Source organism: Photobacterium sp. Ph5, assembly GCF_022129445.1.
In the GTDB taxonomy this organism is placed as follows: Bacteria; Pseudomonadota; Gammaproteobacteria; order Enterobacterales; family Vibrionaceae; genus Photobacterium.
Genome location: NZ_JADQAQ010000002.1, coordinates 137,114 through 159,889, shown reverse-complemented (window position 1 = coordinate 159,889; position 22,776 = coordinate 137,114). Strand labels below are relative to the sequence as shown.

Annotated in this window: 18 protein-coding genes and 1 pseudogene; 9 read left to right on the top strand and 10 right to left on the bottom strand. The window is 38.6% G+C overall.

What is annotated here, in order from left to right; all coding sequences use genetic code 11:
• The first annotated feature begins 59 nt into the window (after window positions 1-59).
• Both I3259_RS01660 and I3259_RS01655 read left to right on the top strand, forming a co-directional pair.
• Window positions 60-602 (top strand): DinB family protein, encoded by a 543-nt coding sequence (locus I3259_RS01660; RefSeq protein WP_238028025.1) that lies wholly within the window; start codon window positions 60-62, stop codon window positions 600-602.
• 81 nt (window positions 603-683) lie between these two features.
• On the top strand, window positions 684-1,100 hold the full coding sequence (locus I3259_RS01655; RefSeq protein WP_238028024.1) for a lysozyme inhibitor LprI family protein: 417 nt from the start codon (window positions 684-686) through the stop codon (window positions 1,098-1,100).
• Window positions 1,101-1,174: 74 nt separating this feature from the next.
• On the opposite strand, the gene I3259_RS01650 is transcribed toward I3259_RS01655, so the two are convergent.
• Window positions 1,175-2,008, bottom strand: coding sequence for a pyruvate, water dikinase regulatory protein (locus tag I3259_RS01650; protein WP_238028023.1), 834 nt, complete (start codon window positions 2,006-2,008; stop codon window positions 1,175-1,177).
• Window positions 2,009-2,175: 167 nt separating this feature from the next.
• Between I3259_RS01650 and ppsA the strand changes: the two genes are divergently transcribed.
• From ppsA to I3259_RS01635, 3 genes are all read left to right on the top strand, one after another.
• The gene (gene ppsA, locus I3259_RS01645; protein WP_238028022.1) at window positions 2,176-4,551 is read left to right on the top strand and encodes a phosphoenolpyruvate synthase; all 2,376 of its coding nucleotides are present in this window, start codon (window positions 2,176-2,178) and stop codon (window positions 4,549-4,551) included.
• A 318-nt stretch (window positions 4,552-4,869) separates the two neighbouring features.
• Window positions 4,870-5,367, top strand: coding sequence for a DUF2867 domain-containing protein (locus I3259_RS01640; RefSeq protein ID WP_238028021.1), 498 nt, complete (start codon window positions 4,870-4,872; stop codon window positions 5,365-5,367).
• Between the two features lie 108 nt (window positions 5,368-5,475).
• Window positions 5,476-5,826, top strand: coding sequence for a GlpM family protein (locus tag I3259_RS01635; RefSeq protein WP_238028020.1), 351 nt, complete (start codon window positions 5,476-5,478; stop codon window positions 5,824-5,826).
• A 99-nt stretch (window positions 5,827-5,925) separates the two neighbouring features.
• Here I3259_RS01635 and I3259_RS01630 read toward each other — a convergent pair whose 3' ends face one another.
• Window positions 5,926-8,025, bottom strand: coding sequence for a S9 family peptidase (locus tag I3259_RS01630; RefSeq protein ID WP_238028019.1), 2,100 nt, complete (start codon window positions 8,023-8,025; stop codon window positions 5,926-5,928).
• Window positions 8,026-8,505: 480 nt separating this feature from the next.
• On the opposite strand from I3259_RS01630, the gene I3259_RS01625 reads away from it, so the two are divergent.
• Window positions 8,506-9,036, top strand: coding sequence for a hypothetical protein (locus I3259_RS01625; protein ID WP_238028018.1), 531 nt, complete (start codon window positions 8,506-8,508; stop codon window positions 9,034-9,036).
• Between the two features lie 249 nt (window positions 9,037-9,285).
• On the opposite strand, the gene I3259_RS01620 is transcribed toward I3259_RS01625, so the two are convergent.
• From I3259_RS01620 to I3259_RS01600, 5 genes are all read right to left on the bottom strand, one after another.
• Entirely contained in the window at window positions 9,286-10,359 is a 1,074-nt protein-coding gene (locus I3259_RS01620) for an acyltransferase (protein ID WP_238028017.1), read from the bottom strand.
• 166 nt (window positions 10,360-10,525) lie between these two features.
• Window positions 10,526-11,350 carry a DUF2807 domain-containing protein gene (locus tag I3259_RS01615; protein WP_238028016.1) on the bottom strand — a complete coding sequence of 275 codons (825 nt, stop codon included), beginning with the start codon at window positions 11,348-11,350 and terminating at the stop codon, window positions 10,526-10,528.
• Window positions 11,351-11,654: 304 nt separating this feature from the next.
• On the bottom strand, window positions 11,655-12,281 hold the full coding sequence (locus tag I3259_RS01610; protein WP_238028015.1) for a TPM domain-containing protein: 627 nt from the start codon (window positions 12,279-12,281) through the stop codon (window positions 11,655-11,657).
• Complete coding sequence (locus I3259_RS01605) at window positions 12,275-13,033, bottom strand: TPM domain-containing protein (RefSeq protein WP_238028014.1); 759 nt, start codon at window positions 13,031-13,033, stop codon at window positions 12,275-12,277. Before I3259_RS01605 ends, I3259_RS01610 begins: the two co-directional genes overlap by 7 nt.
• Window positions 13,033-13,632: a LemA family protein gene (locus I3259_RS01600; RefSeq protein ID WP_238028013.1), complete on the bottom strand. Its 600-nt coding sequence runs from the start codon at window positions 13,630-13,632 to the stop codon at window positions 13,033-13,035. Before I3259_RS01600 ends, I3259_RS01605 begins: the two co-directional genes overlap by 1 nt.
• 930 nt (window positions 13,633-14,562) lie before the next feature.
• Between I3259_RS01600 and I3259_RS01595 the strand changes: the two genes are divergently transcribed.
• Both I3259_RS01595 and I3259_RS01590 read left to right on the top strand, forming a co-directional pair.
• A complete protein-coding gene (locus tag I3259_RS01595; RefSeq protein WP_023935358.1) occupies window positions 14,563-14,967 on the top strand; it encodes a DUF6088 family protein in 405 nt (134 codons plus the stop codon).
• Window positions 14,964-15,903: pseudogene (locus I3259_RS01590) on the top strand (nucleotidyl transferase AbiEii/AbiGii toxin family protein). Before I3259_RS01595 ends, I3259_RS01590 begins: the two are co-directional and overlap by 4 nt.
• Before the next feature lie 459 nt (window positions 15,904-16,362).
• Here the strand turns inward: I3259_RS01590 and I3259_RS01585 are convergent.
• Window positions 16,363-18,375 (bottom strand): ATP-binding protein, encoded by a 2,013-nt coding sequence (locus tag I3259_RS01585; protein WP_238028012.1) that lies wholly within the window; start codon window positions 18,373-18,375, stop codon window positions 16,363-16,365.
• 443 nt (window positions 18,376-18,818) lie between these two features.
• On the opposite strand from I3259_RS01585, the gene I3259_RS01580 reads away from it, so the two are divergent.
• Entirely contained in the window at window positions 18,819-19,754 is a 936-nt protein-coding gene (locus tag I3259_RS01580) for a nucleotide-binding protein (RefSeq protein WP_238028011.1), read from the top strand.
• 264 nt (window positions 19,755-20,018) lie between these two features.
• Here the strand turns inward: I3259_RS01580 and I3259_RS01575 are convergent, their stop codons facing one another.
• Together I3259_RS01575 and I3259_RS01570 are read right to left on the bottom strand one after the other, a co-directional pair.
• Complete coding sequence (locus tag I3259_RS01575) at window positions 20,019-20,597, bottom strand: hypothetical protein (protein WP_238028010.1); 579 nt, start codon at window positions 20,595-20,597, stop codon at window positions 20,019-20,021.
• Window positions 20,598-20,862: 265 nt separating this feature from the next.
• Entirely contained in the window at window positions 20,863-22,350 is a 1,488-nt protein-coding gene (locus I3259_RS01570) for a SulP family inorganic anion transporter (protein ID WP_238028009.1), read from the bottom strand.
• Window positions 22,351-22,776 lie beyond the last annotated feature (426 nt).

Genomic DNA, 22,776 nt, shown 5'->3' with positions numbered 1-22,776 from the left:
AAATATCGCAGGTTTTTAATGCTGTATTTGAATAAACATTAAATGATTAAGAGGCAAAAATGGATTTATCCTCAAATTTTAGGATGCTGGCGCGGTATAACCAGCGAATGAATAATCAGCTATTAAGTGCATGTAAACAGCTTACAGATGAACAACTGTATCAAAATACCAATGCATTTTTTCCAAGCGTAATGGCGCATTGGAATCATATTCTGTTTGGCGACTTAATTATGCTGCGACGTTTAATTGCTAATAATATTGTTGAGGTTAATTCGGAGATCTTAGAGCAATTACCGGTAGCGAAAAGGATTAATGATACATTTGTAACAACAATGGATGAACTATCACAATTACGTACGTTAGTTGATACTGTGTATATTGATATAACAAAGGGATTTACCGCATCGACCTGTAATGAAATCGTGAAATATACAACAACAGATGGTCAGGTCATTGAGCGTTATGTTGGTGAGTTTTGTCAGCATATTTTTAATCACCAAACGCATCATCGCGGTCAAATGACCTGTCTTTTGAGTCAATTTGGTGTTGATTTTGGTTGTACAGATTTGCCTATGATTGTTCCCGAAGGTGCTCGTAGCTAGACATGCTTTTGGGTAGAGTAGGTTCAGTTGAGCTAATATCTTTGTTATTACATGTCGCTTATATTTTAATGAGGTTTCTCAATGAAAAAGTACCTGCTCATTACATTGGTTTGTTTGTCATTCCCGTCGTTTGCAGCCAAAAAAGTATTAGATTGCGATAACCCTCGTAACACATTAGAAATTAATGATTGTGCATCGTTAACGCTAACCTCTGCACAAGAAGAATTATCTAAATATTTAGCTGCCAGCGTTGAGCACAATAAAACAGATCCCGAGTTAGTGAAGGCGATAGAGCAAGCGCAAAAAGATTGGGAGGTGTATATGAAAGCGCAATGTAATGCTGTTTATACCCAATGGCGTGACGGTACGATCCGTAATGTGATGGCGTTAGATTGTAAAACCCAGCTTACCAAAGAAAGAACTCATGATATCTGGATGCATTTCTTAACTTATATGGACAGTACCCCTCCAGTACTACCAGAACCACCAAAGAACTAATATAAAAGCTCTGTACAAACCGGTTGTGCAGAGCTTTTTTAGTTGAAGTCATAAGTAGTCATTACAAACGAGCATTAGAATAAACGGCGTTGTAATCCAGTTCTTTCTAATATACGGGTTGAGATCTCTTCTACCGACATACTTGATGTATTGATATAAGGGATCGCTTCTCTGCGAAATAAACTCTCGACACTCAGTAGTTCCTCTTCACATTGTTTTTCACTGGCATAATCACTGTTAGCGAGTCGGCTGCTGCGAATTTCCGTTAAACGCTCTGGATCTATGGTTAAGCCAAACAGCTTATGACGATGAATTTCAAATTCAGGTAGTAAACGCATTTTTGCTAAATCTTCAGCAATAAACGGGTAGTTAACTACTCTTAAACCAAATTGCATTGCCATATAAAGGCTGGTGGGCGTTTTCCCACTGCGTGATACGCCAAGCAATATCAAATCAGCGTCTTCTAAACCACGAAGAGAAATACCGTCATCGTGGGAAAGGGTGTATTCGATAGCTGCTATTCGATCAAAATAGCCGTCTTGATCTTTACCGACACTGTGTGAGCGTTGCAGTTGTGGCTTTGGTTCTAGTTGTAGATCGTCGGCAACAAAATTAACCATGGTTTGTAAAACATCGTAGAACAGGGCGTTGGCTGACAGTAACTGTTGTTTAATTTCAGGTACGACCATAGAGAAGAAAACTAAAGGCTTTTCTCCCGTCGCTAAAAAAGATCGTTCAAGCTCTTTAATCACTTCAGCGACCTTGTGTCCATTTTCTGTGAAAGGAAAGGTCTGTTCATTGACTTTTAATGGAAATTGCGCAAGGACAGCATGCCCAACGGTTTGACATGTTATGGCTGTTCCATCAGAAATGTAGAACACGTCACGAGTTTTAATTTTGTGATGCATAATAAGTTCAAATAAGGATTTTTTTTTGAGATAAGATGTGAATAAAGTATAGAAAAGTCGTCGTATGTTCTGTAACTAATGCCACAACCTGACGAAAAAGTGGTTTTTTTACGCAGTAACGCAAACGATTGCTTTTAATTGGTAGCTGAATTATTTCGGAGATACACATGCAAAAGTACACCCTTTGGTTCAACACTTTATCAATGAATGATGTGAACCAAGTTGGCGGAAAAAATGCCTCGCTTGGTGAAATGGTATCAAACCTTTCAAATGCGGGAGTGTCTGTTCCTAACGGATTCGCGACTACCTCTTACGCATTCCATGAGTTTTTAGAGTATGAAGGGCTAAATAATCGTATTTACGATTTGCTTGGCGCTCTTGATGTTAATGACGTAGATGCATTACGTGAAACAGGTGCTACCATCCGTAATTGGATTTTAGATGCGCCGTTTCCACTTGAATTAGAACAGAGCATCCGTCGTGATTACCTTGAATTGATTGACGGTAATCAAGCACTTTCCGTTGCGGTTCGTTCATCTGCAACCGCAGAAGACTTACCCGATGCTTCCTTTGCGGGGCAACAAGAAACATTTCTTAATGTAAAAGGTGTTGATGCGGTATTAGAGGCAACGAAACATGTTTATGCCTCGCTATTTAATGATCGTGCGATTTCTTATCGCGTTCACCAAGGTTTTGATCATAAAGGCATAGCACTATCGGCAGGTATTCAGCGCATGGTGCGCTCCGATAAAGCAGCGTCAGGTGTAATGTTTACGCTTGATACTGAATCAGGCTTTGATCAAGTGGTGTTTATTACCTCATCTTGGGGTTTAGGTGAAATGGTGGTTCAGGGGGCAGTTAACCCTGATGAGTTTTATGTCCATAAACCAATGCTAGAAGCTGGGCATGAACCGATTGTTAGAAAGAATTTTGGTTCAAAACTCATCAAGATGATCTATTCAGATAATCAAGAAATTGGTAAACAAGTAGACATTGTTGATACTTCAGCTGAAGAACAGTACCAGTTCTCAATTAATGATGAAGAAATTAAAGAGCTTGCTAAACAAGCGATGATCATTGAAAAGCACTATCAACGTCCGATGGATATTGAATGGGCGAAAGATGGTATTGATGGCAAGCTTTACATTGTTCAAGCACGTCCAGAAACAGTGTGCTCGCAAGAATCTCAAAACGTAATTGAACGCTATGAGTTGAATAATAAAGCCGATGTGTTATTAGAAGGTCGCGCGATTGGGCAGCGTATTGGTAGCGGTAAAGTACGCTTGGTTGATTCGCTTGATCAAATGTCACTGGTTCAAGAAGGGGATGTCCTTGTCACTGATATGACAGATCCTGATTGGGAACCTGTGATGAAGCGTGCTTCTGCGATTATTACCAATCGTGGTGGTCGTACTTGCCATGCTGCTATTATTGCCCGTGAATTGGGTATCCCTGCGATTGTTGGTTGTGGTAATGCAACTGAAGTCTTAACAGATGGCACAACGATTACTGCTTCTTGCGCGGAAGGCGAAACAGGTTATGTTTACCAAGGTGAATTGAATTATGAAGTTCGACGCTCTGCGGTAGATGAATTACCAATACTACCAACCAAAGTGATGATGAACGTAGGTAATCCAGAGCGTGCGTTTGATTTTGCACAATTACCGAATGAAGGAGTAGGTTTAGCGCGTTTAGAATTTATCATCAATAAAATGATTGGTATTCACCCGAAAGCGTTACTTAACTTTGATGCACAAAGCGACGAGCTAAAAGCGCAGATCAGCGAGAAAATCAAAGGCTATAACGATCCTATTGATTTCTATGTAAGTAAACTGACTGAAGGCATCTCAACCATAGCTGCGGCATTTTGGCCTAAGCGTGTGATTGTACGTATGTCTGATTTCAAATCGAATGAATACAGTAACTTGATTGGTGGTAAAGAATTTGAACCCCATGAAGAAAACCCAATGCTAGGTTTCCGTGGTGCTTCTCGTTATATATCACCGGTATTTGAAGATTGCTTTGAACTGGAAACACAAGCGATAAAACGTGTTCGTAATGAAATGGGCTTAAAGAACGTAGAGATTATGATCCCGTTTGTTCGTACACCGAGTGAAGCTGCATCTGTGATTGAGTTACTGGCGAAAAACGACTTACGCCGTGGCGATCAAGGTTTGAAAGTGATCATGATGTGTGAACTTCCATCAAACGCAGTGCTTGCGGATGATTTCTTAAAGTACTTTGATGGTTTCTCGATTGGTTCGAACGATATGACGCAACTAACGCTTGGTTTGGATCGTGACTCTGGTGATGTTGCGCATCTCTTTGATGAGCGTAACCCTGCGGTTAAAGCAATGCTGAAAATGGCGATTGATGCAGCAACGAAAGCGGGTAAGTACGTCGGTATTTGTGGTCAAGGACCATCAGACCATGATGATTTAGCAAAATGGTTAATGGAGCAAGGTATTAGTTCTGTTTCACTAAACCCTGATACTGTGATCGATACTTGGTTAAAGCTTGGTAATGTGAATACCAGCCATTAATACTTATTACTAACTTGGTTGTACTGCTATGAAGGGCTCAGAGAATCAATCTCTGAGCTTTTTGCTATGGAGATTATAGTAATGTGCATTTGGTAATAGCCTTGATAAAGTCAGTTTTGACATTGTTATCCATAGATAAAGACAGTGAATTGAAGAGTCTGGACAGGATAAAAGTATCAAGGTGAAAAAAGTGTAGAAACGATGATGTAGATTAATTGTAAATATCATTTAGGAATGTGCGTTCGCACCACTTATCCCAAGTATCTGGAAATGGAATATTTGTTAATGTAGAGATACGTTTATCAGGGAGAGCTTACAATGATCAAAGAAATCACCTTTCCAAGTTCAGCAGGGATCTCAGGCAACGAAAAAGGCCGCTATTATCGTGATTCTTTTTCCTTCAATATTAGTCAACAAAACTTAAATGCCATTGATGTGTATTATGCTATTTTTGCCCATTTACCTAAGCCTGTAATTATTGCAATGAAAATAAGAAATAAGATTATGGGGTGGCTGGGTTTTTCAGCGGGCGCAACGGAAATGTCGTTACCAAAAGAGCAAATAGCCACAGGTAAACAAGCTGGTTTTCTTGTATTTGAATCGGTATCGGAAACGGAGGTAGTTGCAGCTGCTTATGAGAAAAATATGGATATGTGGTTATCCGTATTAAAGCTTTCTGAAAGAGAATACGCGGTTTCAACATTGGTGAATTTAAAAACACGATCTGGACGTTTATACATGGTGTTGATTAAGCCTTTTCATAAGCTGGTAGCTAAGTTCTGTATTGCTCAAGCATTGGGTGCAAAGCGTATTTAAACAGTTAATAAGGTGTAACACATTACTATTAACTCTTGTTTAGAATTTTAAGGTAAATTGCTGCTATCTAAGAAGTGATCACTGCGATCTGATAAAGGAAGATCATTGATGGTAGCGTTATTTTTCAAGTGTTTGTTAGGCGCTTTTGCTGTTTTGCTCATTGCGTTACTTTCTAAAAGTAAGAGCTTTTATATCTCAGGCTTAGTGCCGTTATTTCCCACCTTTGCTTTAATCGCTCACTACATTGTCGGCACAGAACGCACCATGGCAGATTTGCGTATGACGGCATTATTTGGGCTTTATTCGTTAATTCCGTATGCGGCCTATCTCATCGCTGTTTATTATTTTAGTTATAAATATGAGCTAGTTTGGACACTATCATTGTCAGCATTAGTGTGGGCGTTCTTTGCTTGTTTACTGCTGGTGGGATGGACGAAGTTCAGTCCAGTGTTGAGTTAATTGAGATACAGTAAGCATGGCGTGCTCGATGATTATGTTATTCTTGAGCACGCCATAAAATTAATGGGATTAAACCGATCTATTTAGCTTGGTGACTAATCACTTAGTCGATTTTTCGTTTAGTAAATCGATAAAGAAAGCATATTCTAGAGCATCTTCATGGAGTGCTTTAAAACGACCTGACGCACCACCGTGACCTGCTTCCATATCGGTTTTAAACAATAAACGATTATTGTCTGTCTTCATTTCACGCAGCTTAGCAACCCATTTCATTGGCTCAAAGTATTGTACTTGTGAGTCATGCAGCCCTGTTGTGATTAACATATTTGGGTAGTCGTGGTTACCGACATTATCGTATGGCGAATAACTTAACATGTACTCGTAATACTCTTTTTGATTTGGGTTACCCCATTCATCGTATTCGTTCGTTGTTAGTGGGATCGACTCATCAAGCATAGTCGTTACAACGTCAACAAACGGTACTTGTGCTGCAATTCCGCAATACAATTCAGGCGCTTGGTTGGCAATGGCACCCATTAATAAACCACCCGCAGAACCACCAACGGCAAAGATCTTATCTTTAGCGCCATAGCCTTGCTCAACAAGGGCTTTGGTCACATCAATGAAATCATTAAAGGTGTTTTGCTTGGTGAGTTTCTTTCCATCTTCATACCAAGGGCGACCTAGCATTTCAGAACCACGAATATGGGCAATCGCATAAACAAAACCACGATCAAGTAAGCTTAAACGTGATGATGAGAAACTAGGATCAATGGTTGAACCATAAGAACCGTAGCCATATTGATAAAGCGGATTGGTGCCATCTTTTTTAAATAAGTCTTTACGGTAAACCAAAGAAACAGGTACTTGTTTACCGTCACGAGCGTTGATCATCAAGCGCTCAGATTGGTAATTATCAGCGTTAAAATCACCTAGTACTTCAGCCTGTTTTAATAACGTAAATTCACTGTTATCAAGGTTGATATCAAAGTGAGAAGCTGGCGTTGTCATACTTGAATAGTAAAGGCGAAGCTTATTGGTATTAAGCTCTTTATTACCATAGAAGAAAGCGGTGAATGCTTCATCATTAAAGTGTAATTCACGCTCTTCATTGCTATCTAATTGGCGAACTGTCACATGGGTTAAACCATTTGAACGTTGCTGATATACAAGGTAGTTATCAAATAGCTCGTAATCTTCCAGCATCACCCCTTCAGCTGGCGCTATTACATCTTGCCACTTTGACTTATCACCAAGCTGATCGGTTGAAACCTTCATTAAGCGGAAATTAACAGCATTATAATTAGTCAGTACGTAGAACTGCTGTCCAAGTTTCGAAATACTGTACTCTAAGCCTTCTTCACGCGCTAAGAATGGTTTTGCAGTGGCGTTTGGATCGTTAGCATCGATAATAGAAACCGCACTGGTTTCAGTGCTTGAATGCCAAATATACACCAATTCGTTATCTTTACTTTTACCTATTGAGGTATAAAACGTTTGATCTTTTTCTTCAAAAATCAACACGTCTTCTGTTTGGTTTGTACCTAATTGATGACGATAAACCTGATAACCCAGTAAGGTTTGCGGATCTTTTTTGATGTAGTAAAACGCCTTGTTATCGTTTTGCCACGCAATAGAGCCACTGGTACCTGTGATTTCATCAGATAGGTATTCATCTGTTGTTAGGTTTTTTACTTTGATAGTGTAAATACGACGGCTAACGGTATCTTCACCATAAGCCAGTAAATTTTCATCTTGGCTAATGCTCAGGCTTGAAACGTTATAGTACTCGTGGTTTTTTGCCAGTTCGTTAATATCAAGTAATACGGTTTTATTCGTTCCTGCAAAATCGTCAGCTCGAACTGAAACAGGATATTCATTATCACCCGTTACTTCGCTTGAATAGAAGTAACTGCCTTGTTTTACGGGCACTGAATTATCATCTTTTACAATTCGACCTTTAATTTCGTCAAACAGCTGTTGTTGTAATGTTTCTGTATGCAGCATAACCGCTTCGGTATAGGCATTTTCTGCATTTAAGTGTGCAATGATCTCAGGATCACTGCGTTTATCATCACGCATCCAATAGTAATTATCAGTACGTGTATCACCATGGATGGTCATTTCATGTGGAACTTTTTTTGCGACTGGCGCTTTAAGTGAAGCAGCATGAACCACGTTTGTTGTTTTTGTATTCACAATAATGTCCTTCCAAGTATTTTCTTTTTATTGAGCATAAAAGAAAATTTAAAATAGGGTACAACGATTGCGATAAGGCGTTGTATTTGTTGTTATTTTTTTAAGTCAGATTTAAGTGTAAATAAAAGCGATAAGAGTTTAGTTACGGTTTTATTGTGCTCTGCTTATTTCTTATATCTTGGGGTATTTCTCTATTTTTCAATCCTTAGAACTAAAATCGTAGAATCAGGATCAAAAGTAATAGTGACCTATTTCTGGTTTTTTTATAATAAACAGTGAGATATGTAATTGAAGATTTCAATTTTATAAAAAAATAGTCAAGGTGTTGGTTTTAATGAGAAATTTATAAAATACACTGTTTGTTTTTTATCAGTAAGAGTGAACAGGCAGTAAAAAAGAATGCAATGTGATTATGGTCACAATTTTTCGTTTATTCAGGGCTAAGATAATAAATATAACTAATTGATAGTAGATATGTTTATGAAAAACGCGTGGGTTATAGCCTTAGGAATTGTTCTTGGCGCTATCGTTATTGGTGGGCAGTCTTTTTACCATTTATTGACCTCACAGAATATTCTTAATGTCGCAAGTGGTGAGGTTAGGCTGGGTGAAGTTTATGATGAGCAATTAACCACCACGGTTACGATTACTAGCGAGGATAATGAGAGACCTATCTTGATGATCACGGCAGATACAGATCAGATCGCAATGGATGTGAAGCAAGAGTTGAGTCAAATGGTAAAAGAAGCGAATGAAACGCTACCAGCACATGAAAAGATGCGTTTAGAAACGGCCTATTTTGATACAAATGTGAATATTGAGCTAACAACAGAAGTGGAATACCACTCTCAGTATCAGAAAGATATGCAGTTAACGATTGATGAAACCGAGTTGCCTCATCATGCTAGCGAGCAGTATCACTTTGCTGAAGCTGTCGATATGTTAAATACTTACGCAAGTAAAATGGATACGATTTACCATCAGAACGATTCCTTTATTCATAAAATCTAGGTCTTGTAAGGCGATCTGGATAGAGTGTACAGCTAGTGGGAAGAAGAGTAATGCTGTGTATCTCTCAAATGTAACATTAATCCTAATGGTTAATATCTAGCTGTGTGGGCGGACAGAAAGAAGCATACTTTTTGTAGAGGATATAGTGTAGATGGATTAGTTTGTGGTTGCTACTGTGGCTCATACGAAGAATTAATCTGATAGGCTGCGACTCCATCATCAGATGACAGAGTCACATGTTTAGCTTGTTCAGAAGATACGTTTTAGGACGGGTGTCTTACAAATAAGATAGCCAATCGCAAAAGAGCCTATCACCGAAGGAATAGCAATAACTACAAAGTTTATTAAGGGAGTCTGGGTCATAAAAGACTGGTAAAAATCTGCGGTCAATTTCATTGGGACATTCTGCACAACGTATGCAGCAAAAGCGGTACGGGTCAACATTGAACTCCATTGTCCCTTGGTATTGAAGAGCTCTTTGAAGCAATATAGTAGAAACATCGACATTCCTATCACGGTGAACCCACGAATAACCATATCTGCATCAAAACCATAGCTGGAAGCTATTGGTCTGATGAATGCTATAGCTATAATCCACATTAGGATCCCAGAAAACGCGTGTTTCAATTCCAGCTTATCCAGCCACTGATACCTATAAGCTAGGACGCCAAAGTAAAACATGCTGATATACATTGGAAAATTTTTAAGAAGGCGAAACCCTAAGAAAGTGCTGCCTAGCGTATCCATAAGATACAAGCCAAAGAAATTGACGGGAATCATTATTATGGTAAACAGTAGAATCTTCCAAAATGAAGGGATCGGTTTATCAACGAAAACTTTTTGACTCCCAGCGGTGATTTGAGAACAGAGTGCAAATACTCCGCTAAACACTATCAGGGTCCAACAGAACCAGGTAACTCCCAAATCAATATTTCCGGTAAGGAAAAAGCCTTTAATGTTTGATACGGCATAGTCAAGTGACATCATTGGAAGAATCACAAGCAAGGTCATTAAAGTAGGGATCCCGAGGCGTTTCAGTTTATCCAACATAAACTTTCCAGCCCCTTTACGCTCAAAGGAGGGGAGCACGAAGTAGGCAGAGATAAAGAAAAACAGCGACATAAAAAATGACGCATTGATATTCAAAAATGTGCCTAAAATCGTATATTGATATTGCATTGACTCTTTGACTTGGGGCAAATTAAATCCGATTGGTTCCAAGTTTGCAGTCATTGCACTATGGTGCAAAATCACAATTATCGTTAACACCCACTTGATATTATCCAGGTAGTCGTAGCGCTTAGCTTTTATTGAATTATTCATTAGTTTCCTGTTTTGTTTAACCTTTTTAAGCCCCAAAAAAGACAGCATGATAAGAATAAAAACAGCTGGTTTATGCGAGTGTTTTGCTAATTTAAACCAGTTATTTATTGTTTCTATCGAATCACAAGCTCGTGACGATTATCGTAGATAAGAGTAATGGGTAGGCTTACATTGAGTGTATTTGCCCTGATCCAGTTATTGATACCGATTTAAATACTGGTGAGCCTGTAACATAAAGATCACCACTACCTGAAATATTGACCGCAGCCTGATCTTTGACATCGGCATAAACATTTCCAGAGCCTGAAATATGAATATCGGCATGACTAGCCTGGACGCCTGATTTATATGTTCCTGAGTTCTCAAGTTTAATAGTTTGCAAATTTACCTTACCTTCTGAAATATTAATGGAACCACTATTGGCAAGTGATGAATCAAGGTTATTTGCATTAAGGTTGCTGATATCAATTGACCCACTATTTTTCAGGTTAAGCTGGAAGTTATTTGTATTTAAATTTCCAACTGAAATACTGCCACTATTAGCGAGTGCAATATTGGTTGAATCACTGACATTAATTTGTTTAGTCGAAATGCTACCGCTATTTTCGACATTTAAATCAAGATCTTTTGCCTTGATGTTAGAGGAAATAATAACTTTTCCTGAGTTCTTCGTACTAATTCCAGTGATGTCTTTCATAACAACGTAGTATTTCACTGAGTTAGGTCGATAGTTATTACTATGTTTTAGGCTTAAATTGAGTGTGTTCCAAGTTTTGGATACATCAAGTTCGGGTACGAGTGCCTTATCGATCTCTATTCTAAGAGAGTCCTTATTCCCTTGTTTGATGAAAAGATCACCCGCTGAATTTAAAGCGATCTTGGAAACCCCTTGAATATCTTTATGCATTGTTACGGTTTCAGCCATAGCTTTTGAAAAAGAGAGGGTACCAACAGCTAGTAACACTGTTACGAAAAGTGAGCTTTTTCTCATTGGACGTCCTTTTAATCGGTTAATTACGGCATACAATGTGGCTGTGTACGTTAGACAAAAAATATTCAAAGAAAATATAGTGATATTTTGTTAACAGCGACTGAGCAAATGTAAATCATTGCAACCAAATGATATATACAAGGTTGTTTAGTTAACAAATAACGGGACGTGATGTTAGGACGTAACACTGATTCAGTAGTCTAATACGTTGCTGCCGAGAAGCACCTAAATGCTTATATACACATAAAAATGGTAATAAAGAAAAAGGCGCTCAGTGAGCGCCTTTTGGGTGTGGTATTTGAGATTAACTAATCACGACTAAGCAATTAGGTAACTCATTTTTGTTTTCAGTTAATGGATAAGCATTAGCCAGTAACTTGCTTGATTGCTCTAAGCACTGCAGAAAGCCTTCATAGGTTTTTCCTGCGCGAACATTGGTTGTGAAATCAGCAACAATAGAGCTCCATGCTTCATCACTGATTTGTTCACTAATACCGAAGTCCGTTAATATTTCAACGTAATGTTCGGCTTCACAAACAAAAATCATCACGCCTAAATGCTGCTTGGTTCGATGAATACCATTGGCGAGAAATTGCTCTCTTGCCACAAGGCTAGCACGACGATGTTTCACTGCTTTTGGTACCAGACGATATTTAATCGCAGGGATCCTAAATAACAAGGTAAACGCGATAAAGCCGACTAACTGACATAATAGAACATCGTTTAACTCTAACCAAAAAGGTAAAAAATTGAGTAGGGCGGGAATAAATAACGCAATAATTGCTGCCCATAATGTCGGTACAAAATAATAGTCGTCGGCTTTAGTTGCAACAACAGTCATTAATTCAGCATCGGTTGTTTTTTCAATTTCCCCAATTACTTGGCTGATTGTTTCTAGTTGTTCATTAGTAAATAACTTCAAATTTACCATCCTCCTGATGCGCCGCCGCCACCAAAGCCACCGCCGCCACCGCTAAAACCACCGCCACTGCTGCCTCCGCCAAAGCCACCACCATTACCGCCAGAGCGAGGGAAATTCCCCGAACCAAAACCACCACTGGTGAATACATCACCATTGCGACGATAATATTGTGAACGATTACTTCTGCGTCGGCTAAAGGCGATAATTTGAATCACGATGACAAAGAGTATGAATAGGTAAAGATCATAAGACGGTTTTTCTTCTTGAACCACAGGCTTATATTCACCTTTAATTGCACCAAGGATCGCTAATACGCCATTTTCAATCCCTTTGGCAAATTGTCCTGATTTAAACTCAGGTTTTATTTCGTGGTTGATGATACTAATGGCTGTCGCATCTGGCAGTGCACCTTCTAAGCCATAACCAACTTCAATCCGGATTTTCTTGTCGTTATAGGCAACAATTAATAGCACACCGTTATCATGCTCTTTATTGCCAATCCTCCATTTACGACCGAGTTGATACCCATAATCGGCAATAGGGATCCCATTTGTTGATGGAATGGTAACAACAACGACTTGGTTTGAAGATTGTTTCTCTTCAGCCGCAAGCAGTTGCTCTAGCTGTTTTGTTTGCGAAGCATTAAGGATATGCGCATCATCCACCACACGTCCCGTCAGTTTTGGGAAGGTGGGTTGTGCAAAACAAACTTGGCTAACTAGCAACAAGAGTCCGGTAAAATACAGGACTTTTTTTATCATTAGAATGCTACCTTAGGTGCAACATCAGCATTGGGTGTCGTTGCTGAGAAGTTTGGTTTAACGGTTAAATCGCTATACATGATCCAATGCCAAATACGACCTGGGAAAGTACGAATTTCTGTATTAAAGGCTTTAACGCTATTAATGTAATCACGACGAGCAACGGCAATACGGTTTTCTGTGCCTTCAAGTTGTGCTTGTAGTGCGATAAATTGCTCATTGGCTTTTAAATCAGGATAACGCTCAGACACGACCATTAAACGAGATAGCGCACTGCTTAGTTGTCCTTGGGCTGCTTCAAACTTTTTAAACGCTTCTGGGTTGTTTAAAGTTTCAGGGGTAACCTGCATTGAAGAGACTTTTGCACGTGCTTCTGTAACAGCCGTTAAGGTATCTTTTTCATGGCTAGCATAGCCTTTCACCGTTGCTACAAGGTTCGGGATCAAATCAGCACGGCGTTGGTAATTATTTTCAACTTGTGCCCAGTCTGCATTTACTTGTTCATCGAGCGTTGGAATTGTATTAATACCGCAACCGGTCAGTTGGAGCAGTAAAGCGAAGCTAAATACCCATTTCAGTACTTTTTGAAAATTAAACATTCGTATCCCTTATGTTATGTATGGTCATGATTATATTTACGCTGTTATTGATAATTGAACAATGCAAAATAACGTAGTTTATACATGTTAAGTATAAATAAAATTAAATAATTATCATAAATATGTCATTGTTATTTTTAGTATAAAAAAACAATAAGACGCAATTATTATGGCAAAAATAAAGGGTGTGTTAGGTGGTTAGCACATTTTAATGTGTAATAACTATCTTACTTGTTACTAGCTGACTTTTTGGTGACTGTAAGTAAAGAAAGTGTGTTTCTTTGATAGTCGCGATTTCTTTGCGAATTGAAGTTAAAGAGGAGAGATGCTGTAACATTCGTCATGCTTAACGATGCCTTTTTACATTATGCATTGGCAATACATCTAACTCAGAATTGTCCAACATCGAGCTAGCTCAAATTTGCCCCATTTCGTGTTATGGCTGATGTTTGCAACATTTTCAGAAGCTACTTTTTGGCTCAATTTATTTCATGCCTTTAATGTAAAGTTAAGTGCACAATAATTAGTGGCGTTTTAAGTAAAGGCAGCAGTAGAAGCTCGATCCATGAGCGTACAACCAATACAAAAGTGTTGCTCACTGATCGTTTTAAAGCCCTACGAACGAGGTTACAGGTCAAAACAGCCCAAGACTAATAATTCCTCTCCCTGTCAGTGAGTACACATGAGCTTCATTCGGTAGTCACGCGCTATATAGCCATTTACTCCAATATAAAGGTTAGATTTAGAATTAGGTCGATTATAAATGCTAAAGCAGGTCGTTAATTTGTAAGTGTAAAAAATCAAATAAAAACATAATCATAAGTTGGTAATAAAAATATTCACGTCGTATTTTCTATTAAATGGATGCCGTAATCAAATTACGATGGGCTCAAGTATACTAAGATCAAGCACTATGTAGGAGGGTGAATTATGACAGCAACTGACCGTATTTATAAAAAGATAAAACGCTCTCGCCGCTATGTGTTCGAACGTAAAGATTTCGACAACTATGCGAGCTATAGCCAAATTGGTCGTGTCTTGAAAAAACTCGTGGATAAAGGTGTACTGATGAAAATCGGATATGGCTTATACACCAAGTCAACGATCAACAGCCTAACTAATAAACCGATGCCAATGAACCCCGGTGGTACTGACGCAATCATGCGTGAGGTCCTAAAATTGCGCGGTGTAGATTTTGAGATGGATGCCATGTCATTGAAGAGCATCAATGGACAGTCCACTCAAATACCAGCGTCTATCAGATACACGTGGGATTCTAAGCATTTCAACCGTAGCCTTAAGGTTGGTAATAGAGTATTGAATAATCGACAATGAGCATACCAAAACTAAAAAAGCAGTTTCTTGAAGTCTCTTATGCCCTCGACTTAGGTAACCCATCGATCACAGAAAAGGACTATTGGGTGGTGTCACTGCTTGCATGTTGGAAAACGTGGAAAGTGAGCACCACCGGCTCGTTTTTTCAGGTGGAACAGCTTTGGCCAAGTCCAACATTAAGATCCTGCGTATGTCTGAAGACGTCGACATAAAATTGATTCCAACTCAGGAATTTCTCGACAAGGGCACAGGTGCGAAGAAAAGAGCTCGTAAGGCGTTAGTCGAACACCTCATTGCGAGGTTAGTTGAGCACCCTTATCTGAATTACAGTGATAAAACGGTACGCGATGAGTATCGCTATGTCGAAATCGAAATAGAGTACCCTCAAAATACCATCAAGCACCGTGTCTACGACCTTATATCAAACTTGAGCTCATCGAAACCATTGAACTTCAAGGCGTTGAATCTCGCTCTATTTCATCGCTGGTAGCACAGAGCTACACGCAACCTGCCGAAGTAAGCGCTATGTCGTGTATTTCCATTGATTCGACGTTGGTTGAAAAAGTGCTTTTCATGTTACGCCGCACCATGTCAGTCAAGCGGGATCCAAAGCGTAAGGATGACGAAACATTGATTCGTCACATCTACGATGTTCACTGCATTAGCGCAGAGCATACGATTGATATAGACGTGTTAAAGCCGATGTTTGATACCGTGTTGGAAGAAGACAAGGAGCGATATGGAAACCAACATCAGGAGTTTGTTGACGATCCACGTAATGAGTTAAAGCTGGGATTAGAAGAGCTAGGAGCCAACGAGGAGTTTCGTAAACGTTTTGACGCGTTTGTGGCCCCAATGGTGTACAACACAGAACCACATTACTTTGATACCTGTTTTGCCTCATTAAAAGGTATTTCAGAGCAGCTTATTAGATAACCTTCCGATGCCTCCTGCTGCTTTTTGGCTACACTCCCAGTTGTAGGGGTACTATGCTGAAAAAGTCTAAGTTGGTTACCTCCTCTATCTCATTAACCATATAGCTCTAAAGATGTGGTTGATGAGCTTACTAAGCTAATTGATAGTTTCCCCAAATTTAAGTTATCCGAAGAAGGCGCTTGCGAGCGAATACTCCAGCTCATTTCTGTCCACATTCGAGCTAGCTTCCATGGCTAGCTCAGCAATGCCCCATTGTTTGATAGTTCTTTTACTCATTCGCATACTGTTCATAGGGTTTTGCCCTACTAGAAGTTATCCATTCTTCTAATGCTGTTCGTTGTGAATCCCCGTGTTGTATCACGGGGTAAATTCGACGTAACTATCAACCATTACAACACTAAAACGGTCTAATCAAATAATAGTCAAGTCAGTAGAGTTAGCAGCATGGCTCCGGCTAGTTTAGGATATTTCAGAACCCAGTTCTACAGCTCTTTCACTTAGTTGGTCTGGTGTTTTGTTCATTATGTTCTGAGCTTGAATTTCCAAATTATCTAATAGATGTTTATATTTTATTTTGTATCCACTAAATATGTTATCCCATGTTTTACAGAATATACGATGCTCATTCGACTCACTTTCAAACAACAGACCTGGCGTACCTTTAAATTGCTTTAGGTTCCCTCGAACTATGGATGTACTCTTATCTTGTCCCATATCTTTAGCTATTAGCAGGAACTCCCAATGGTGATTCCCATCCGTAAATTGGCGGTTGGACTCGATAACCGAAAAATACTTCATCAACTGGTTATAGTGAATATCTTTTATATTCTCAGAAGCGCGTTTTAGCTCAATGACTAAACATTTATAGTACTCTTTTCCATTTACATCGACTTCTTTGAATCGGCGAGTACAAAATATATCCATTTCGGCATTTTTATCTTTATGAGTAACAGAGCCCTTCTGGTAATAATCCTCGTTACCGTTAATTTCGAGTAATGCTTTTAGTGCGTCTTCAAAGTCTGGTTCTTCAGCAGTTAGTAAGTTGTATTGCTCACCAAATATCCATAGATTATTTTCAATAATTTTTTGAATATGCTTCTCTTTTGAATCTGAGGTATGATCATCAATGAGGCTCTTCAGGATATCTAGAACCTCTTGTCTCTTGGTGATTTTACTAATTGCTTTTGTGATGTTCGACAGTTTGTTGTCTTTTAGAATACCAGCTAGGTCACTTTCTTCTTTACTCGATAAGTTAATGACCCCATCAAGTATGCTAAACAAATTTTCTGAAGGACTAAATGAGATTCTATCAAGTAAACCGATAAACACTCTCATATGCTTCTTATTATCTTTGATTTTCCCGAACAAAGATGGCTCAGCTTGATAGAGTATTTTTATCGTATTTTTTAAAGTTTCTTCTTTATACTCCGCGATAATGTCAACTTCGCCCATTTTTCGATAGTTGGGGAAGATTTCATTTTCATCATATTCTTCGATTAATCGCTCAACCTCTTTGAGCTTATAGGAACGGTACGAATCAGAAAGAGCATTTCTAGATTTTGTAAGAACTTCGATGAACTCCGGACTATCAAGGTTGAAATTGTCATCTAAGTTTAGTTGACCTTGAGTTGGCTCAAAATTATCAAAAAAGTCTGATTCCACATATGCGCTGGTATAAAATCCAGCTTTTTTAAGCTTAGATGAGGCTTTGTAAATAACCTTTTGTGTTTTTTTATTTATAAAGTAAACATATGAGTTACATTTCGGGTTTTTAGCCCAAGTTACATAACGAGCAGAAAAGTCAAAACCACCTACAACGTATTCGTCAGGCGTAATTTTGTGGTCGATTGGTTTTAGTTTTTTTCCATCAATCTTTATAGAAGTCTGATCTGACACCAGTAAATAGCAAGAAAGGTGTGTTTGAAGGTAAGGCACTATTTGTTGGTCGAAAACCTGCTTGTTCAAGTCTGAATTGATGCGCTCATACTGGACTCGTGTACCTTTTCTGAATGCATCAGCATCTAATTTTGTAAGTTCTTTCCTACTAAATACACTTAGATTATCCGCATTCATAGTAATAGAGCAGGTACCAAATTTTGATTTACTTATCCATTTTGCTTCATGTGCAAATTTATGGAATGCAAATCGACCTAGACCTTTTTCGCCTTTAGTCATAGGGGATCTATAAGAACGTTTCTGAGAATCTTTATACTTTTTGAATGTAAAAGGGATACTGTCATACGGAATGCCATCGCCATTATCTGTAACAACGATTCTCATTATGTTACCGAATTCATTTAGCAATTCGATCTCTAGATTGACTTCTGTTGAGTTTGCATCCAAAGAGTTCCAAATTGACTCAATCATAGACTCAGCAAAATTGAATTTAGAGAACTCGCTCATTATCGCTGCATGTGAGGTTTCTATTGACTCTGCTATCTGTTCGTCTACCGTAGCAACTGAAGTATTCATGGTTTAATCCTTTTTATGTTATGAGCCAAGTTTAACTGAATAATACTCTCCTCGAAATATCAATAGTCACTAAATTTCATAGACCTATAAGTTTTTGAGATAGGTGTTGTACTTGTCTATATGAAGTAGAAGCATAGGCTTCAAAAATTAAAATCCGAACTATGAGTCCGGCTTGTTTCTCCTTGATATGACCAAAAAAGAAGACTGGCACTTAAACAAGGAATTTCATTGTTCCAGTCACAACCACCATATCAACATGTATCAAATAATGTTAGTTAAGCTCAATTAAGCTTTGAACTGCACCCAATCTTTCTAAATTATTGATTAGATGGAATTTATAACTGGTGTAGTTCTGTTGCGGTGGTAAAATATCTCTAATATAAGGAGAGTTTATGGCAACACTGGCAAAAAGAGATATCAGGCTACTAGAGACGTACTTGCAAATGAGCAGCGGTCATTTACTCGATTTCTCACACAGGACTTTGGCTGAGTTTTTTGAAGACTACAGCATTGATATTGATGAGGCTCAATATCAAGTAGGTTCTGGGTCGAAAGCTAACCGCATGAGAGGTTTTTGGCAAGTAAGTAGCGATATGGTCGTCGGACGTGTACTTAAAGGTTTGATTGACTACTACGATGATAAGCGTGCGTCTGGTTTTTATAATGACGCGTCTGGCTACAGTGATGAACTAAGGGATAAGTGTTTAAATATCGCCAATCAGTTAAGTCGTGGCACATACTCAACTCAACTTAATAGTCAACAAAGCGATATAGCCCCTATCAAGCAACCGATAGGGAATACGATTCAACCGTCATGGTTCCCCTCAACACAACAAACGACTCAAGCACCAGTGCGGCAAGATTTTCAAAAGGCTGTACAAGCGATATTTCAACAACCTGTACCAACTGAGCAACCAATGAATCCAGCAACCCAAGCCGGTAAACAGAAAGTGTTTATCGTACATGGTCATGATGACAACCTGAGAATGCAGGTTGAACTCTTTGTTAGAACTGTAGGCTTAGATCCTATAGTACTCATGAACCAAGCTAGTGGTGGTAATACTATCATCGAGAAGATTGAAGAGTATGGGGATGTGGATTATGCGATTGTCCTCTATACATCGTGTGATGAGGGTAGAAAAAAAGGAACTCAAAACTTAAAGGACCGAGCTAGACAGAACGTTGTCTTTGAGCATGGGTATTTCATTGCGCGACTAGGGCGTAAGAAAGTCTCAGCAATGGTTAAGCCTGAAGTTGAGATTCAAAACGACATTCAAGGAGTCGTCTATATACCAACAGACACAAACTGGCAAAATCAGCTACTTAAAGAATTTCATAAAGCTGGATTAAAATTTAATGCGAACGCACTGTTTTCCTAGATAAGCCCGTAAAGTTAGAAATTAGTTATTCTTGAGTGCACGGTTGCAATACCTCACGTAATCCGAAAAATCAGAGTACGCTTTTGTTCATAACTTACTTTTGTCCACAAATGAGTTAGCTATTTAGCTAACTCAATTGTGATCACAAAGCGACTCTGTAGCATCTTAACTACCTAACAAAAACGTAGCGATAAAACCCATTGTTATGATTAATAGTTAAGGCATCAAGCAACCCAATCGGGGGAATAATTGGGTTGCTTGATATTAGGCGTTTAACACCTTCTGATTGCTTGAGTGCCAATCAAAATAGGAGTTGTTACAACCATAGTTTCTTGTTGAGCCTTTTACAATTTTGATCGCATTATCTGAAGACTCAGAAAACGTAAATGGCTGGGTTGATTCGCTATACCAGTGTTTATCACCTTGATGAAAAGTAAGGCGAAAGTTCACAATTTGTAATGCATCGTTAATTTGATAAAAGCCCTGATCTTCGGTGGTTACTGAGGTCTGTATTTTTCTTGCTTTATCGTTATAAACAAAATCTGTGGTATGAATATCGTAATGGTTACCTGTTCGTATAATGTTGAGTTTTCCATTTATTACGATTTCAGCAGTATTGATATCAATCGGGCAGTGAAAGTTTTTTCTTGTTGATGTTTTATTAATACACTTTTTTGCCTGCTCTAGAATGGTTTGGTTTATATCAAGCTCTAACTTTGATTGCAGTGTTTTTTCTTGCTTAGAAAAATGCGCAATATTAGCCGTTGGTTGTTCGGTTTTATTGTAATAAAAGCAGCAAATCATAATCAGTGCTACTGCGCCTATAAGTCCATATTTCTTCATAACTATGTAATTGACTGTTGTTTTATTGCAGACAATAAACGAGGTGTTTAGGGCTGTAAATAGACTTGAGCAAGGGCAAAGCGAGTATCACAAAGAAATGACAAACGTGAATCGAATATGAAGACGAAGATAGTCATTGTTAAGTTCATGGCTAGGGGGTAAGCAGATAATTGCCAAAATTTAGTGTGTTTATATTAAAAAGTCAGTGAGCTAGTTTGTTGCTAACTCACTGATTATATAGTCATATGTTAACTATTGATTGTTATTAATGTCCAGTTAGCAGTGCATCAAGAGCGTCTGGTTTATCGTGTATACAGAACTTATCGACAATAGTACGGGATGCCGAGTTCATTCCAATGAGGTCGACATGAATTCCTGAACGACGAAACTTGAGAATGACTTTATCTAATGCTGTTACCGAACAAACGTCCCAGAAGTGCGCGGATGATAAGTCTATCGTGACTGTCTCTATCATTTCTTTAAAATCAAATGACTCGATAAACTTATTGGATGAGGCAAAAAAGACTTGTCCAATAATGACATACTCTCGGGATTTATTTTTCGTCAGATCACTTTTCTGAACGGTCATATGGCTAATTTGGTGCGCGAAAAACAATGACGCAAGTATTACACCGACTAATACGCCTATAGCCAAATTATGGGTTGCGACAACGATGCCGACTGTCGCTAGCATGACAAGGTTAGTCGATAGTGGGTGCTTTTTAAGATCCAATATCGATCGCCATGAAAAAGTACCGATTGCGACCATGATCATCACAGCAACTAATGCAGCCATTGGGATCTGTTTTATCCAAGGGCCAAGAAAAACAACCATAAATAATAAAAACACACCAGCAGCTAAAGAAGACAGTCTTCCTCGTCCACCTGATTTTATATTAATAATGGATTGCCCAATCATGGCACATCCCGCCATTCCACCGAGCAGGCCTGTAAAAATATTGGCAATGCCTTGACCTTTACATTCTTGGTTTTTATTACTTGCTGTATCGGTGAGATCATCAATGATAGTTGCGGTCATCATTGATTCTAATAAACCAACCGCGGCAAGTCCTATCGCATAAGGGAAAATAATACTCAGGGTTTCAAAATTTAGAGGCACATTTGGCCATAGAAAAATGGGAAGAGTATCGGGTAAGTTGCCCATATCACCCACAGTTCGTACATCTATTCCGAACATAATGGCGATAGTGGTTAAGGTTATAATACAGACAAGTGGTGATGGGATTAATTTTCCAATAACTGGGATATAAGGGAATAGATAAATAATACCAAGACCTGCCGCCGTTAATGCGTAGACATGCCATGTCACATTGGTTAATTCGGGTAATTGTGCCATAAAAATTAAAATGGCTAATGCATTAACGAAGCCTGTAATAACGGCTCGGGAAACAAAACGCATTAATTCCCCCAATTTTAAATAGCCGGCTAAAAGTTGCAAAATACCGGTTAGCACTGTTGTAGCAAGTAAGTATTCTAGGCCATGATCTTTGACTAAAGTTACCATTAACAGTGCCATAGCACCCGTTGCAGCAGAGATCATTCCAGAACGACTACCTGTAATGGCAATGACAACAGAGATACTAAATGAGGCGTATAACCCTACTTTGGGATCAACACCTGCAATTATAGAAAAGGCAATCGCTTCAGGAATTAATGCTAAAGCAACAACGATCCCTGCAAGTAAGTCACCACGAATATTAGACGTCCAGTCGAGTTTTAAATTTTTGAACATTGAATTCTCAATATTTACACGTCAACACGCACCTGAAAGAGATCAGGTATGAGTCTTATGTTTGTTTGATAAATTTTAGGCGCGAGAAATCAGCCCTGAGGACATAAATTTATAGCGCAAAGGAAAAGCCAAATACCGAAGATAGTATTGTGCTTAAGTTAGCTGTGATAGCTAGAGGGGGGAGAAACTAAGGCGGCGTAATTAACACGGAGATTAATATCCTCATACTGATAAAAAAAAGCAATATACAGCAATCGATAATAGAATTAAATGCTAATTAAAGACGTTGTTGTGAATAATTTGTAGTATTTAATGTTTCATTATTGGTGGTTGTTTTTAGTTATTTCTTTTGAAAGGTATATGAATGTTTTACAAGTTGAGTACGGCTTTTAAATAATTACTTTTAACAAGCTACGCTTAAATGTG